Here is a 17,783-nt window from a genome sequence, read left to right on the forward strand (position 1 = left end):
CTTTTGACGCATGCCATGATGCTTCCCGTGGGGGTCGAGTTCGAAGTACTGGGTGAGATCAGGGCACGTGTGGACGGTGCGGTCGCCGACCTGGGCACGGCGCGGCAACGCGCGGTGCTGGCGGCGCTGGTGCTGGAGCCGGGCCGTCCGGTGACGCTGGACCAGGTGGTCGACCGGGTCTGGGGCGATCACGCGCCGGGCACGGTGGTCACGAGCGTGCGCAGCTACGTGTCGAAGCTGCGCACGATCCTGCGAGGCGTGGACATCGTCGGCCGGGCGGGCGCGTACACCGTGGACTACGACCCGGACGCGTTGGACGCGCACCGGTTCACCGCGCTGCTCAAGCAGGCGCGGCAGACGCCGGACGACGCGGGCGCGGCCGAGGCGTACCGGGCGGCGCTGGAGCTGTGGCGGGGCGAGCCGTTCTCCGGCATGGAGACGCCGTGGTTCGCGGGGCACCGGCACGCGCTGGCCGTCGCCAGGCACACGGCGTGGCTCGACCACACCGACATCCGGCTGCGGCGCGGTGAGCACGCCGAGGTGCTCCCTGACCTGGTCGGGCTCGCGCTCAGGTACCCGCAGGACGAACGGGTCGCCGCGGCGCTGATGCTCGCGCTCTACCTCAGCGGCCGGCAGGCGGAGGCGCTCGAACAGTTCGACCGCACCAGGAAGTTCCTCGCGGCCGAGCTCGGCACCGACCCCGGACCGGAGCTGGCCAAGCTGCACGAACGGATCCTGCGCGCCGAGGTGCCGGTCGCGGTGTCCTCGGTGCCGCGGCAGCTGCCGGCGCGGCCGCAGGTGTTCGCCGGGCGGCTGCGGGAGCTGGACGCGCTGGGTGGTGTGCTCGACGGACGGTCGACGGTGGTGATCTCCGCGATCGGCGGGGCCGGCGGCGTCGGCAAGACGTGGCTCGCGCTGCACTGGGCGCACCAGCGGCTGGAGGCGTTCCCGGACGGCCAGCTCTACGCGAACCTGCGCGGGTTCGACCCGAGCACCGCGCCGGTGCGGCCGGAGGTGGTGCTCAGGTCGTTCCTGGACGCGCTCGGCGTGGAGCCGGAGGCGATCCCGGCGGACGCCGACGCGCAGGCCTCGGTGTTCCGCAGCGTGCTGGCGCGCCGCCGGATGCTGATCGTGCTGGACAACGCCCGCGACGCCGCGCAGATCGTGCCGCTGCTGCCGGGATCCGGGCCCAGCCGGGTCGTGGTGACGAGCCGCAACCGGCTGGCGGCCCTGGTCTCCGCGCACGGCGCCTACCCGCTGACGCTGGACGTGCTCGACGACGCCGAGGCGCGCGCCGTGCTGGTCGGTCACCTGGGCGAACACCGGGTCGCGGCCGAACCGGACGCCGTCGACGCCGTGCTCCGCTACTGCGCCGGTCTGCCGCTGGCGCTGGGGATCGTGGCGGCGCGGGCGTTGGTGCAGTCGGAACTGCCGCTGTCCGCGCTGGCAGACGAGCTGCGCGACGAGACGGCCAGGCTGGACGCCGTCGACACCGGCGACTCCGACGTGAACCTGCGCGCGGTGCTGTCGTGGTCGGTGCGCGCCCTGTCCGCCGACGCGCGGAGGTTGTTCGCGCTGCTCGGCCTGGTGCCCGGTGCCGACGTCGCGGTGCCGGCCGTCGAGTCGTTGTCCGGTGCCCCCGTCCAGGGACCGCTCGACGAGTTGGAGCACGCCCACCTGGTCTCGCAGCACGTGGACGGCCGGTACCGGATGCACGACCTCGTCAAGCTCTACGCCGCCGAACACCGCGTCCCCGACGCCGGCCGGGCACTCGACCGGCTCGTCGACCACTACCTGCACACCGCCTACACGGGTGAGCGCGACCTCTTCCCGGAACGCGCGAACATCCCGATGCCCGAAGCGTCGCAGGGCACCGTCGTCGAGGCCATCAGCGGGACCGCGCCGGTCATGGCGTGGTTCGAGGCCGAGGGGGCGAACCTGCTGGCGATCCGGGACCTCGCGGGCAGCCGGGCGTGGCAGCTCGCCTGGTCCGCGACGACCTACCACGTGCGCACCAGCAAGTACGCGGACCGGCTGCAGCTCTGGCTCGCCGCGCTGCCGTACGCGGAGGACGTCGACCTGCGGACGCTGACGCTCGCCCATCGCTCGGTCGCGGACGCGTACGCGCACCTCGACCGGCACGACGAGGCGATGCAGCACCTGCAGCGCGCGCTCGTCGCGGCCGAGGCGTCCGGCGACCCGGTCGTGCACGGCAACGTCCACTACGGCATCAGCGCCGCCTACGAGTCGGGCGCGGACTACGAGTCCGCGGTCAAGCACTCCGCCGAGGCGCTGCGGATCTACAGCAGGAGCACCAACCAGCTCGCGATCGGGCAGGCCTACGCGGCGGTCGGCTGGCACAGCGCGTTGCTCGGGCGCTACGACGACGCTCGTGAGCACACCGAACGCGCGAGGGAGATGTTCACCGAACTCAACGCCATGCAGAGCCTGGGATGCGCGGTCGACACCCTCGCACTGGTGGCGAACAAGACCGGTGACCACGCCGGGGCGGTGGAACTCTGCCGCGAGGCGTTGCGGATCTTCCGCGACGCTCGTGACGCCGCACGCGTGGCGGACGCGACGCAGCGCCTGGGGGAAGCGTTGATCGCCGTGGGGGACACCGAAGCCGGGCGTGCCGCACTCGTGCAGGCACACGAGCTGCTGGTGAGCCAGGGTCGCGCGAGCGAGGCCGAACGGGTCGCCCAGATGCTCTGACCTGCGAACCAACATTTCACCAACCTCCTGAGACCAGGCTCTCCCCGACTCGCCGTCTGGGGCGGCGGGTCGCGTGCTGCGACCTTCGGTCTGGGGGAAGACGGAATGAGAACGCGTGGGCTTTGCGCTGCCTTCGTGGCGGTGCTGCTCGTACTCGGCCTGGCCTCGTCGGCGGTGCCCGTGCTGCCGCCACTGCCGTTGGGGGCCACCGCTTCGGCGCCCGGTCAGAGCAGCGGGTCGGCCGACGGGCTCGATCCGCGGAGCAGGTCGGGGGACACGGCGACGGCGTTGCAGGCGCCCGCCCACGACCAGCCGCGCCCGCCCGGCGCGGTGGCCGACACCGCCGAGAGACCTCCCGCGGGTCCGCAGCCGGACGTCACGGCACAGCAGCACGAAAAGCCTGCCGTGACCCAGAAGTCCGACAAGCCGTCCATCGATGCGAAGGCCGAGGAACGGCCGCAGGACCGCACCGAGACCACCGAGACGTTCGACAACCCGGACGGCAGCCGGACGTTGCGCGTCCACTCAGGACAGTCGAACGTGCGGCAGCCGGACGGCTCCTGGGCGCCGATCGACCTGGCGCTGGCCGACCGCTCCGGCCGCTGGCAGCCGAAGAACTCCCCGCGCACCACCAGTTTCGGCCGCACCGCTCGCGACGCCGAGGTGGCCAGGACCTCGTTCAGCAAGGGTTCCCTGTCCTACCGCCTCGACGACGCGGCCGACGCCCGAGGCACCGCCGACCAGGCGACGATCACCTATCCCGCCGTCTTCCCGGGCGTGGACCTCAAGCTCAGCGCCACCACCTCCGGCGTGAAGGAGGACCTGGTCCTCGCTTCGGCGCAGGCCAAGTCCACCTTCGGCTTCACGCTGCGGGCGCAGGACCTGAGCCCGCGCCTCGCCGACGGCGCGATCGAACTCGTGCACGGCGACGAGGTGGTCGCGGTCATCCCGCGCGGCTTCGCCTACGACGCCAAGCAGCAGCGCGTCGACACGGACTACGAGCTCGCCAAGAACGCCGACGGCACCTGGACGTTGCGGGTCGTGCTCGACCCGGCCTGGCTGCGCGACCCGGCCCGGTCGTTCCCCGTCGTGATCGACCCGACCACCACCGAACGCGCCGCCGACGACAGCGTCTACGTGACGCCGGGGCAGCGGGTCAACGACATCAACCTGAACACCGGCTGGGTCGACGGCAAGCTCTCCCGCTCGTACCTGCACTTCAACAACAACGCGCTCAACGCCGTGCGCAACCAGTTCGTGCTCAGCTCCGCACTCGTGGTCGAAGCCGCGTACAGCACGACCTGCGCGCCCCGGTCCGTCTCGGTGTACGAGGTCACGCAGCCGTGGGCCGCCGGAAGCATGCAGTGGCCGGGCGCCGCGGTCGGGAAGTCGTTGTCCAGCAAGTCCTTCGCGCACGCCGGTCCGTCGTGTGCCGGCGCTGCCTGGGAGAAGCTGCCGCTCGACTTCGAGACGATGACCCGCTGGACGCACGGCGACGGCCTGCAGCACGGTCTTTCGCTGCGCGCGTCGGACGAGGCCGACCGCAACGGCATGCGCTTCGCCTCGGTGAACTCGCCGAACAAGCCGTACCTGGAGATCAACTACGTGCCGGAGGGCGCGTGGTTCGAGGTCACCGACGTGACGCTGCCGTCGGCCAGCCGCGCCGGGAACATGAAGGTCAAGGTCACCAACCTGGGCTCCACGGCGTGGACCAGCGGTGGAGGCTGGAAGTTCGGCTACCTCATCAACCAGGGCAGCACCAAGGTCCGCACCTCCTGCTGCTGGACGCAGAACGTGGCACCGGGCGCGACCGTGACGTTCGACGTGCCGATCGACCCGATCAACCCAGGGGACTACCAGGTCTTCCTGACGATGTTCAATCCGCAGAACAACGACTTCTTCGTCGCCTACCAGGTGCCGTACGGCCGGTTCGACATCAAGGTGCGCAACACCCCGCCCACGTCGAACCTCCAGCAACCCGGCGGCGGAGCGATCGTCCCCACGACCACACCGACGCTCTACGCCGAGGGCAAGGACGACGACGGCTGGCCGGGCAAGGGCCTGACCTACAAGTTCATCGTCTGCGCCAACGCCGAGCTGACCCAGGCCTGCCAGGAGTCGCCGTGGGGCGGGCAGTCGTGGGCGCCGTCCGGACTGTTCTGGAACCGCACCTACTTCTGGGGTGTCAAGGTCTACGACACCGTGGACGCCACCCCGTTCTGGGTGACGGCCAAGGACGACGTGCGGCTGATGTTCACACCGCGCGTGCAGCAGCCGGAGATCACCTCGCACCTCGCGGGCAGCCCCAGCACCTCGATCGGGCCCGGCCTGGACCCGCAGATCGGCAACTACTCGGCGGTCGTCACCGACGCCGACGTCGACACCGTCGGCCCCGACCTCACGATCAGCCGCACCTACAACAGCCTGGACCCCCGCCGCGACACCGCGTTCGGCACCGGCTGGTCGTCCAGGGCGGACATGCGGCTCGCGAAGGACCAGGACGGCAGCGAGAACGTCGTCATCACCTTCCCGACCGGCCGGCAGGGGCGGTTCGGGCGCAACCCCGACGGCAGCTTCTCGCCGCCCACCGGCCAGAACGCCGACCTGGTCTACACCTCCGCGACCGGTCAGTACGTGCTGCGCGACGCCTCGGCGAGCAAGTGGACGTTCGACGTGCTCGGCCGGCTCGTCACGATCACCGATCCCGCCGGGCTCACCGAGACGCTGACCTACGACTCCAACGACCACGTCAGCACGATCACCAACGACACCAGCGGCCGCAGCCTGCAGCTGACCTGGCAGGGCAACCACGTCTCGTCGGTGACGGCCGCGGCGCCCGAGCCCGGCGGCCAAGCGCTGACCTGGACCTACACCTACGAGGGCGACAAGCTCACCAAGTCCTGCGCCCCCGGCCAGGCCTGCACAACGCTCAACTACCGCGCCGGATCGCACTACCGCAGCTCCGTGCTCGACGACAGCCCGTTCGGCTACTGGCGGCTCGGCGAGACCAGCGGCGACACGTTCGCCAGCGCGTCTGCCCGCAGGCCCGGCGCGGACGCGGGCCAGCGCCACGGCGTCCTGCTCGGCAGCGACGGCGCACTGGCCGGCAGCTCCGACAAGGCGGGCACGTTCGACGGGTCCAGCAGCTACGTGACGCTGCCGGACAACATCACCAACCAGACCATGTCCGTCGCGGCCGAGCTGTGGTTCAAGACGACTGCCCAGGGCACACTGCTCAGCTACGCCGACCAGAGCTTCCCCGCTGCCGCAGGGAAGTCGACGCCCATCCTCTACGTCGGCACGGACGGCCTGCTCTACGGCGGGTTCGCGCGCCAGAACGCGTCAGGGCCGAGGCAGATCGTCACCACCAGGCAGGTCGACGACGGCCAGTGGCACCACGTCGTGCTGTCCGCGGCGATCAACACCCAGACGCTGTACCTCGACGGCGCCGCGGCGGGCACGCTCGCCGGTTTCGTCGACCACGGCAAGCAGGGCAGGCTCACGCTCGGCGGCGGCAGCGGCAAGGACTGGCCCGCGAGCAACAACGCCGACTTCTACTTCAGCGGCTCCATCGACGAGGTCGCCGTCTACCAGCACACGCTGGGCCCGCTCGCCGTCAGCCAGCACTACGCGGCCTCCAAGGCGTCCGACGAACTGACCGAACACCTGTTGCCGCAGGACAACCGCAAGTACGTCACGCTCACGTACGACGACGTCAACGACCGCGTCCGCACCCTCACCGACCACGAGGGCCGCGTCTGGCAGATGGACACGCCCGCCCGCCAGGACGGCGTGCGCACGGCCACCTTGCGCGGCCCGGCGGGCTACGGCGAGTGGAAGTACGCGTTCGACGCGGACAACGGCGGCCGGCTCGCGAGCCGCACCCACGACAACGCCACCGCGAAGATCGAGTACAACACCGCGGGCTTCCCGTCCGCGACCGTCGACGAGAACAACCACCGCACCGAGTTCACCACCGACGACCGCGGCAACGTGTTGAGCACCAAACGATGCCGCACCGCGGGTTCGTGCAACACCAGCTACGCCACCTATCTCAAACCAGCCAACCCGCTCGACCCGCGCGGCGACCGCGTCGAGTCCACTTCGGACGCTCGCTCGTCCGGACCGACCGACACCCGTTTCCGCACCACCTACAGCTACGACACCCTCGGCCGTCCCACCGGCGTCAAGTACCCGGCGCCGGACGGGACCAGCGTCCAACCGGCCGAGACCACGACCTACTCCACCGGCGCGGAAGACGCGGTGGGAGGCGGAAAAGTCCCTGCCGGCCTGCTGATCCGCAGCACCGGCAAGCGCGACCAGGTCACCTCCCGGCGCTACACCGCCAAGGGCGACCTCGTCGAGGTGACCGACCCGGCGGGCCTGAGCCTGCGCTACACCTACGACCTGCTCGGCAGGCAGAAGACGCTGAGCGAGGTCAACTCCGGCGGCGCGACGCTCGGCACGACGACCTACGAGTACACGTCCCGCGGCCTGGTCTCGAAGGTCACCGCGCCCGCCGTCGTCAACGCGGTCACCGGCGTGAGCCACACCCAGGTCACCACCTACAAGTACGACGCCAACGGCAACACGACCGAGACGACGCTCGCCGACACCACCGCCGGTGAGACCGCCCGCACCACGAAGTTCGGCTACGACGCCAACGACCGGCTGGTGCGCACGGACTACGCCGACCAGGGCGTGGAAACCCGCGCGTACACCGACAACGGGCTCACCGAGTCGGTCACCGACGTCCGCGGCACCACCTGGACCACCAGGTTCAACGAGTTCAGCAAGCCGCTCAACCGCGTCGCCACCGGCACCGGGGTGAACCCGGAGGATCCCGCCGCCACCTCGATGACACTGGAGTCGCGGTCCTACGACCCGGCCGGACGGCTCGCGTTCGTCACCGACGCCATGGGCAGACTGACGAAGTACGGCTACTACGACGACGACCTGCCCGCCACGACCCAGGTCTCGAACCTGCTGGTGGACCAGCGTTCCTACGACGCCGCCGGCAACCTCGCCGAGCAGGTCGCGGCCGGTGGCACCAGGACGACCTACGCCTACGACCCGGCGGGCAACGCCGTCACGACGACGCTAGACCCGTCCGGGCTGAAGCGCTCGGCGTCGGTCCGCTACGACGCCGACGGCAACGCGCTGACCGTCGAACGCCGTGGCGCCGCCGACCCGAACCGCGTCGAGAAGTCCGCCTACAGCTACGACCTCTCGAACAACCGGACCCGTGAGGACGTCTACGTCGACGCCACGACGGTGCTGTCGTCGTCCGCCGCCTACGACGAGCGCGGCCTGCTGGCCGAGAGCACCGACCGGCGCGGCCTCAAGACCACCTTCGAGTACGACCCGGCGGGCGCGCTGTACCGCTCGACCTCGCCCGGCACCGACGCGTGGGTGGCAGGGGTGCGCACGGCAGGGTTCAAGCGCACGGAAACCTTGGGCTACAACGCTTTCGGTGAGGTCACGCACTCCCGTGACGCCGCGGGCGACGTGACCACCACCGAACGCGACGTGCTCGGCCGTGTGACAGCCGGCGTGCTGCCGGACTACACGCCTCCGGGCGGCACGGCGATCAAGGGCGCCGCCACCCGCACCGAGTACGACCGCGCCGGCAACCCGGTGAAGACGACCGACCCGTTGCAGCGCGTCCTGCAGACCACGTACGACCCGTACGGGCGGGTGCTGACCTCGACGCTACCGCAGGTCGGTGACACTCCGAGCGTCGTGACGATGCGGTACGACAAGGCCGGCGAACTCGTCACGCAGACGTTGCCCGGCGGCGTGGAGAACCGGTTCACCTACGACGACCTCGGCCGTCAGGTGACCAGCACGCAGGTCGACCGCTCGTCCGGCCGGACCGCCTTCTTCACCACGACCACCGGCTACGACGACGCGAGCAACCCGGTCACGGTCAAGAGCCCGCTGGAGCACGTCACGTCGGCGACGTTCAACGCGGCCGGCGAGATCACGTCCACCAAGGACGCGACCAACCGCGAGACCAAGGTCGGCTACGACATCGCCGGTCGTCAGGCCTCGGTCACCGACCCGGCGGGCATCACCGCCACCACCGCGTACGACCTCGCCGGACGGCCGGTGCGCACCGCCACGGTCGTCGGGGGACAGGAGAAGCGTTCCTCGGCCACGGTGTTCGACCCGGCGGGCAACGTCGTGCAGACGACCAGCGCGCAGGGCCGGCTCGTGACCTACGGCTACGACGAGCTGAGCCGGGTGGTGCAGCAGACGGAGAAGGTCGACGCGACCAAGTCCATCAGCACCACGACGGGCTACGACAAGCTCGGCAACCGCAGCCGGTTCGTCGACGGCAACGGCAACGCCACCACGTTCACCTACACGCCCTGGGGCCTGCCGGAGTCGGTGATCGACCCGCTCGCCACCACGTTCACCACGTCCTACGACGCGGCCGGGCAGGCGGTGGCGACCAGCAAGCCCGGCGGCGTCACGACCGCGAACACCTTCGACGCCCAGGGAAGGCTGACCCTCCAGACCGGCGCGGGTAGCGCGGCCCCCACCTACAACCGCACCTTCGGCTACGACGCCGCGGGCCGGTTGGCCAAGGCAGGTGGCCCGAACGGCGACAGCACCTACCGCTACGACGACCGCGGCAACCTGCTGGAGACCCACGGCGCCGGAGGCGAGTCGGCGTACACCTACGACGCCGACGGCATGATGACCGGCCGGGTCGACGTCACCGGCACCGCGACGTTCGCCTACGACGCGGCGGGCCGCCTGGCGATGGTGCAGGACCCGCTGACCGGCCGCACCGCCGACTACGGCTACGACCTCGGCGGCAGGTTGTCCTCGGCCGCGGACCGCGCGGTCGCCGCCAAGACCTCCCGCGTCCTCACCTACGACGACCTGGGCCGCACGGCGACGGACCGCGTCGTGCAGTCGGTCGACGTGGGCGTGCCCCCGCGCACGCTGATCGGCACCGACTACGGCTACGACCTCGACAACAAGATCACGTCGAAGAACGGCAACACCTACGGCTACGACGGCGCCAGCCGCCTCACGTCGTGGAGCAACGGAACCGCCACCACGGCCTACGGCTGGGACAACGCGGGCAACCGCACGTCTGTGGGGGACAAGACGTTCGCCTACGACGAGCGCAACCGCCTGAAGTCCGGTGACGGCACGACCTACGGCTACTCGGCCCGAGGCACGCTGCAGACCACGACCCGTGACGGCCAGACGACCACCACCAAGCACGACGCGTTCGACCGGATGACCGGCGCGGGCGCGGTCTCCTACACCTACGACAGCCTCGACCGCGTCAGCGACCGCAACGGCACGAAGTTCCAGTACGCGGGCATGTCCAACGAGGCCGTCACCGACGGAGGCCGTTCGATCAGCCGGTTGCCGGACGGAAGTGCGTTCTCGGACAAGGGTTCCGGCGTCGGGCGGATGCTCTACGCCGACCAGCACGGTGACGTGACGGGCCGGTACCTGAGCAACACCGTGGACGGAACTCGCGCGTTCGACCCGTTCGGCGCCGTGACGGCGTCCTCGGGTGACACGGCTTCCGTTGGTTACCAAGGGGACTGGACCGACTCGGAGTCGGGCGCGGTCAACATGTCCGCGCGCTGGTACCAGCCGGGCACGGGGGCGTTCGTCAGTCGCGACGACTGGACCGTCGACCCCAGCCCGTCCGCGGCGGCGAACCGCTACTCGTACGGCGCCGGTGACCCGGTGTCCAACAGCGACCCCACAGGGCACGCTCCCCAGCCGTACGAACCCCGTCACGCGACCAAGTGCGACAACTGGGAGACGTTCCTCAAGATCCGAGGACCGGGGATCTACAAGTTCGACATCGTCGAGCGCAAATGCGTCTCGATGACCAAGAACGTGCCGGGCCGCATCTCCCCGTCGCCCGCCGGTCGCGAGGAGAACCCGGTCGTCGGCAACTGCCGGTACTTCGTCAACGGGTGCGATCGCGGCTGGAGTCCGCCCGGCACGCCGCCGCATCCGAAGTACGCGCCGGTCGGACCTGGCGGCCGCAAGGTCGCCCCGCCGCGCGCCAGGCCGAAGCCTCCGCCCCCGCCCGCGTGGGTCGTCAACATCCGCAAGCCGCTGCCGCACCCGCCGGCGGGCTCCGATCTGATCCCGGTGCCCCGCACCGTCGACCCGACCGGACCGCTGACCAGGATCATCGACCTGACCGGCGACTTCCTCGAGAACGCCACGAACGTCACCGGCGCGATCATCTCGGTGGCGCAGGAAGCCGTGTCGGCGCTGCAGGACTTCATCGACCTGCTGCCCGATCCGGCCGACGACAAGGGCGAGGTCGCCACCGACCAGGACCTGACCGGTGACGAGAAGGACTGCTTCGGGTCCACACAGGACACCGTCACGAACGACCCGGCCCAGCAGATCAGCTTCAGCGGTCCCGGCGCCTACCCCGGGAAGCGGCGTGGCTGGCCCGCGACGAGGGCGACGGGCGGCACGGCGTGCGTCGGTGCTCTCAACGGCGACAAGCGGAAGAAGCCGCAGACCCCCGTCGGCTACATCTCTGGGCAGCACGACCGCAGTCACCTCATCGGTCACCAGTTCGGCGGCAGCAACAAGCGCATCAACATGGTGCCGCTGGACAAGGACGTCAACGAGACGGACATGCTCGGCATCGAGAACGAGGTGGCGGCGGCGATCGAGGCCGGCAACCGCGTGTACTACCGGGTCGTCCCGAACTACGCCGGGCCCAACGACGCCGTGCCCGTCTCCATCACCATCCACGTCCGCGGCAGCAACAACTTCCGGTGTGACGTGACGCTCTCGAACCCCCATCCGGTGAACGGATATCCAGGAGGGAAGCTCAATGGCACCCGCCCGGCCTGTTGACGAACTCGCCGCACTGACGGGGTGGACCGGCCACGCGGACGCCGGAATCTCCTGGGAGGCGGTGGAGTCCGCGCTGGGGCTGACGCTCCCGGCGGACGTGAAGGAGCTGTCCGAGCGGTTCCCGACCGGACTGTTCTGCTCCTTCGTGGAGATCTACGCGCCGCCGGAGGCGTTCCTCGCGGAGGCGCGGGACGCGCTGGAGTTGCTGGCGGAGCAGGACGATCTGCCGCACCCGGTGCACCCGGCACCCGGCGGGCTGCTGCCGTGGGCGGGGACGACGGAGGGCCACACGCTGTGCTGGCTCACCGGCGACCCTGACCCGGACCACTGGCCGGTCGTCTTCTGCGACGACGAGTTCGAGCGCTGGGGCGAGTACGCCGGTGGCGCGGTCGCCTTCCTGCGCGACCTGATGTCGGGGCGGTTCCGCCACGACCTGTTGGACGAGCACCTCGAAGGGTGCGATCCCGTGTTCGACGAGATCTAGGAAGTGGAACCGAAAATGAGAACACTGCGACGTGCGGTCGTGCTGACCGTTGGGGTCGCGCTTGCGGTGTCTGGTGCGGTCGCACCGGTGAGCGCGGCGCCGAGACCGGTGCTGCCCGTGCACAACGGGGAGAAGGTCGCGAAGGACAACCGCGGCCGCGTCCTGCTGGAGGTGCGGGGCAGTCGTCTCAAGGAGGCGGCGGCGGTGCTCGGGGGCGAGGTGACCGTGCAGCGGGACGACCGCGCGCAGATCGCCGTGCCCGAGAACCGCGTGGCGGACCTGGTGAAGAACAAGTCCGTTGTGGACGTTCGACGGCCGGAACGCGCGGTGCCGATGGCGTTGTCGGAGGGCTTCGACGCCTCCGGTGCCCGGCAGTGGGTCGCCGCGGGCAGGACCGGGCAGGACGTCAAGATCGGCGTCATCGACATCGGGTACGCCCGGCTGGACGAGGCGCAGGGCGAGGGGGATCTGCCCGCCGACGTCCAGGTCAACAACAGCGGATGTCACGACGCCACCAAGAACTCCGACCACGGCACGGCGGTCGCCGAGGTCGTGCACGACCTGGCGCCCGGCGCGAAGCTGTTCCTCGCCTGCGTCGACGGGCCGCTGGACTTCGCCACCGCCACCGACTGGTTGCGGCAGCAGGGTGTTCAGGTGATCACCGCCGCGATCGGGTTCCTGACCTCCGGTCGGGGTGACGGCACCGGCGAGTCCGGCAGCCCCGCCGACGTCGTGCGGCAGGCGCGGCAGGCCGGTGTGCTGTGGTCCGTAGCGGCCGGCAACCTCGGGCAGAACCACTTCAGCGGAGCCGCCGTCGACGCCAACGGGGACGGATTCGTCGAGTTCAGCGGTTCGGGGCAGAACAACGGCTTCAACCTCGGCGCCGGCAAGACCGCCACGGTCGGCCTGCGCTGGGACGCGTGGCCGAAGTCCACCGAGGACCTCGACCTGTACGTCATGAAGGGCGCCCAGGCGCCGACCGGGCCCAGCGACCCGCAGATCATCGCGTCGTCGCTGAACAACCAGCGCGACGTCGCGGGCGGCGCCCGGCCGACCGAGGAGGTGACCTTCACCAACCCGTCCGGCAGCACCCAGCCGTACTGGATCTACGTCAAGAACAACACGGCGAAGTTCACCACCCGGTTCGACCTCTTCGCGGCCGTGCCGGACGACAACCCGTTGCAGTTCAACACTCCCGCCGGCAGCGTGACCGAGCCCGCGACCTCGCCGTACGTGATCACGGTCGGCGCCACCAAGCCGGGCAGCGGCGTGGTGCCGTCGTACTCCGGTCGAGGCCCGACGATCGACGGCAGGACGAAGCCGGACATCACCGGGTTCGACAAGGTCACCACCACGACGTACGGCCAGGAGGGCTTCGCCGGCACGTCCGCGGCGGCAGCCCACGTGGCGGGCGCGGCGGCGTTGCTGAAGTCCGCCAACCCCGCGCTGGACGCCTCGCAGATCCAGACCGAACTGCAGGCGCGCACCAACCCGCGCAAGAACGACAACACCTGGGGCAGCGGCGTGCTGGCGCTGGGACCGCCGGACAACGTCCCCGGCGTCACCGGCTCCGGCTACAACCCGCTGCCGACCCCGGTGCAGATCCACGCCAAGACCTATGCGGCCAACGAGGTCTTCACGCTCCCGGTCCCGAACGTCACCAACGACGCCACCGCCGTGGTCTTCAACCTCGCGGCCAGGACCGACGCCGCGGCCGGACCCGAGGTGGAGAGCGGCATCGACGTGTTCCCCACGGACCCCGCGTCCTCCACGTCGAAGGCGACGACCGTGCGCGTGCGGCCCGGCGGTGGCTACGTGTCCACCATGGTCGTGGCGAAGCTCGGCCCCGACCGCGCCATCCGGCTGCGGGCGGGAGCGGGCTCGGTGACCGTCCAGTTCGACATGCTCGGCTACTTCAGCCCCACCGCCGGCTCGACGTACGTGGCGAGCCCGCAGCCGATCCGCGTGCTCGACACCCGCGGCTACAACGGCAGTGCGCGAAAGACCCCGCTCGGCGCGGGCGAGGTCCAGCTGGTGAAGGCCCGCGGTGCCAACGGCATCCCGGACAACGCCACCGCCGTCGTGGTGAACCTGACCGGCGTCGAGTCCACCACCGGCACGGGTTTCGGCCTCTACGCGCAGGACAGCAACGGCACCTCGCTCAACGTCGCCCGCAACGAACGCCGCTCGAACACCTCGATCGTCACCATCGGCGCCGACGGCAGCTTCCGGCTGCGCAACGGCGCCGGGCAGGTGCACGCGATGGTCGACGTGCTCGGCTGGTTCGTCAGCGGCGGCGGGGGAGCGCGCTACGTCCCGCTGACCGAGCCGACCAGGATCGCCGACACCACCACGGGAACCGGCGGCCGTACGACGCCGCTGGGCCAGGGCGAGACCACGACGTTCCAGGTGAGCGGCGGCGCCGGCGTTCCGGTGAACGCCACCTCGGCCGTGCTGATGCCGTCCGTGCAGGACGACCTGCTCGGCACCGAGCTGTCCGTCGCACCGGCGGAGATCGGTACCGCGCCGGCGAGTCTGATCAGCACCAAGCAGCGGGAACGCCTGTCCGCCACGACGTTCACGCCGCTGGGCGCGAGCGGCAGGGTGGCCGTGCGCAACGAACGCGGCAACTCGACGGTGACCCTCGACGCCGAGGGCTACTTCGTCGGCGGGGCTCAGGCGGGTTCCGGCGACTGCGCCGCTCCGGTGAACGAGCCTGGCTTCACCAGCGTGTTCGACGGCAGGCTGGAGTCGAACCTGTCCGCGTGGCGGGTCGCGGGCTCGACCTCGTTGCAGGCCAACGGGTGTGAGCTCAGCACCACCTCCGGCCGGGACGTCACCTGGTACGCCGCCCGCACGATGGGCATGGACTACACGGTGAAGCTCGACTGGAAGGCCACCGACCTCACGTCGGACTCCGGCGTCTTCGTGCTCTTCGACGATCCGGGAACGGTGGCGTCCGCGCCGCAGGACCGGGGCGTGCAGGTGGAGATCTCGCCGACCGCGACGGGCACGATCACGCCGGGCCGCAGGCCGGACGTCTCGGCCGCCAAGCCGGTGGGGGAGTGGAACACCTACGAGATCACCGTCGCGTTCAACACCGTGACCGTGGTGCTGAACGGCCGGCAGGTCAACCAGTTCACCATCACCGACACGAACCGCTGGCACAACGACGGCTACGTCGGCCTGGAGAACAGCGGCACCACCTCGCCGGTGAAGTTCCGCAACGTCCGGGTCAAGCGCAACACCGCCGTGCGCAACGGCGAGGTCGTCGGCATCGGCAACCGGTGCCTGGACATCCCCGGCAACAGCACGTCCGCCGTGCAGCTGCAGATGTGGGACTGCAACAGCTTCCCGAACCAGCGCTGGACGTTCCTCGGTGACGGCCGCATCACCAACCTGGGCCGCTGCCTGGGCGTGGAGAACGGCGGCACCGCGGCGGGCACCGCCGTCACGTTGCAGAGCTGCACGACGGAGAACCCGCAGCAGTGGGTCGTCCGCCCGGACGGCGCGATCATCAGCATCCGCGCGGGCAAGTGCCTCACGCCCGCGACCAACGATCGCGGCGCGACGCTGAAGATCCAGGACTGCACCGGCACCGCGGCCCAGGTGTGGCGCATTCCCGACCAGCACGGCCAGTGGGGTGCGTTCTACAACCCGTCGGGCCTGTGCATGGACATCAACAACAACGACGCCAACGGCAAGAAGGTCCAGCCGTGGGGCTGCAACGGCGGACCGGCGCAGTGGTGGAGCATCGTGGGCGACGGCCGGATCGCGTCGTCGGGCCGCTGCCTGGACGCCACGAACGGCGCCGTGACCCTCGCGGACTGCAACGGCACCCGCAACCAGAGGTGGACCGCCGCCCCCGACGGCACCGTGGTGAACGAGGCGACCAACCGCTGCCTCACCGCCGCGTCCGCCACCAACGGCGCCGCGTACACCGTCCAGGACTGCACGCGCGCGCCGTTGCAGCTCTGGAGGCTCAGTGCCACGGCGCTGTGGATCGGGATCGTGGAAGGGGTCGGTGGCAGGTGCGCCGACGTCAAGGGCGAGAACCCGGCCAACGGCATCATCTGGCTCTGGCAGTGCTTCGGCCCGGCCGGTGAGACCTACCAGGCGCTCAGCGACGGCACCATCCGCACGATGGGCGTGTGCACGGACATCGGCGCAGTGGGCAACGGCACCGCCGTGGGCGTTGCCAACTGCCACAACGGGTTGAGCCAGCAGTGGTCGGTCCGCCCGGACGCCACCCTGGTGAACGTCCAGTCCAACCGGTGCATGGACGTTGAGGCCGGCAACGTCGCGAACGGCACCAAGATCCAGCTGTGGGACTGCCTCGGCACCCCGCAGCAACGCTGGTCGGTTCCGCTGCGCGCGAGCTGACCGGCGGCGTGGGAGGCGAGATCCCCACCCCAAGGACTCGCCTCCCACGTGGTTCATCCCACTCCCGGAGCGCTGGCGTGCGGGGGCGAGGTTCCGGAAGGCTCGAACCGGACCAGCGTCGTGCGTGAGCAGGGGGAGAGCGTCGATGAGGATGACGATCGTCGCGTTGCACTCGAAACAGCCGTTCACCGTCGCGCCGGCCGTGGCGTTCCCTCCCGGCGAGTTCGACCTGGTCGTGCTGACGGACGGCCCGGCGGACGCGGTGCTGCGGGAGGACGCCACCGGTGCCGCGCCCGAGGTCGTGGCGCTGGACCGGGAGAAGTGGCTGGAGCAGATCCGCGGCTTCGAAGGATCGGTCGAGGTCGTGACGAACGACGAGTACTGCCTGGCCGAGTGCGCGCGGATCCGCGAGGAACTGGGTCTCGCGCCGAGGCATCCGCGTCGCCCGGCCGCCTACCTGGACAAGGTCGTCATGAAGCGGCTGCTCACCGCCGGTGGGGTGCGGGTGCCGCGGTTCCACGCCTTCGAGCCCGTCGTCACCGCGACGGCGGGCGACCTGCTGCTCGAGGAGATCGGCCTGCCCGCGGTGGCGAAACCGCGGCAGGAGGCGAACTCGCGCGGCATCACGATCCTGCACACGCCGCGGGACCTGCGCGACTGGCTGGCGGGGCACGACGGCGAGCCCGGCTGGCAGGTCGACGAGTTCGTCGACGGCACGCTGCACCACGTCAACGCACTGGTGCGGGACGGCGAGATCACCCCGGTGCAGGTGGGCCGGTACCTGGGGCCGTTGCTCGGCCTGGACGCCGGGCGCACCCTCGGCGGTGCCACCGAACGGGAGTCGGAGTTCACCGAGGCCGCGCACGAATTGAACGAACGCGTCGTGCGTGCCTTGGGCAGCGAGGGACGTTTCGTCGTGCACACCGAGTTCGCGGTGAACGGCGCCGGCGAGATGGTCGCGCTGGAGGTCGCGGGACGGGCACCGGGCGCGCTGGTGTCGGAGCTCGCGCTGCTGCACGCCGGAGTGCAGCTGGAGGTGGCGAACCTGCGGATGCAGGCCGGTCTGCCGGTGCCGGAACCGGCCGCACAGGACCTGCAGGCCGCCTGGCTGTGGCCACCGGTCATGCCGGGCACGAGGTTCCACGAGCCCGGTCCGGACCTGAGCGGTCTGGCGAGCGGGCACGAGGTCCACGTCCGCCGGGCCGCCAGGGAGGGCAACGAGACGAGCGGCGGGCTGATCGGCGCCTCCGTGCTGCTGTGGCACCGCGATCCCGTCCAGCTCGCCGAGGACGTCGCCGCCGTTGGCGACCTGACCTGGTTCAGCTGAGAC

General features: G+C 70.7%; 5 protein-coding genes. All 5 read left to right on the forward strand.

Annotation, left to right across the window (positions count from 1 at the left end; genetic code table 11):
• The first annotated feature begins 27 nt into the window (after positions 1-27).
• Positions 28-2,715, forward strand: a complete 2,688-nt coding sequence (locus ACIQF0_RS10675; protein WP_401027170.1) for a BTAD domain-containing putative transcriptional regulator — start codon at positions 28-30, stop codon at positions 2,713-2,715.
• Between the two features lie 135 nt (positions 2,716-2,850).
• Positions 2,851-11,586, forward strand: coding sequence for an RHS repeat-associated core domain-containing protein (locus ACIQF0_RS10680; protein ID WP_401027173.1), 8,736 nt, complete (start codon positions 2,851-2,853; stop codon positions 11,584-11,586).
• The gene (locus tag ACIQF0_RS10685) at positions 11,564-12,070 is read left to right on the forward strand and encodes an SMI1/KNR4 family protein (RefSeq protein ID WP_401027176.1); all 507 of its coding nucleotides are present in this window, start codon (positions 11,564-11,566) and stop codon (positions 12,068-12,070) included. Before ACIQF0_RS10680 ends, ACIQF0_RS10685 begins: the two co-directional genes overlap by 23 nt.
• Positions 12,071-12,085: 15 nt before the next feature.
• Positions 12,086-16,453, forward strand: coding sequence for a ricin-type beta-trefoil lectin domain protein (locus ACIQF0_RS10690; protein WP_401027178.1), 4,368 nt, complete (start codon positions 12,086-12,088; stop codon positions 16,451-16,453).
• A 145-nt stretch (positions 16,454-16,598) separates the two neighbouring features.
• A complete protein-coding gene (locus ACIQF0_RS10695; RefSeq protein ID WP_401027181.1) occupies positions 16,599-17,780 on the forward strand; it encodes an acetyl-CoA carboxylase biotin carboxylase subunit family protein in 1,182 nt (393 codons plus the stop codon).
• Positions 17,781-17,783: the final 3 nt, after the last annotated feature.

It is taken from the genome of Lentzea sp. NPDC092896, assembly GCF_044754905.1.
Classification (GTDB): Bacteria; Actinomycetota; Actinomycetes; order Mycobacteriales; family Pseudonocardiaceae; genus Lentzea.

Bases quoted from the DNA above. Each gene is read 5' to 3' on its own strand.
- ACIQF0_RS10690 (WP_401027178.1), top strand. From the start codon at position 12,086: ATGAGAACACTGCGACGTGCGGTCGTGCTGACCGTTGGGGTCGCGCTT.
- ACIQF0_RS10685 (WP_401027176.1), top strand. From the start codon at position 11,564: ATGGCACCCGCCCGGCCTGTTGACGAACTCGCCGCACTGACGGGGTGG.
- ACIQF0_RS10695 (WP_401027181.1), top strand. From the start codon at position 16,599: ATGAGGATGACGATCGTCGCGTTGCACTCGAAACAGCCGTTCACCGTC.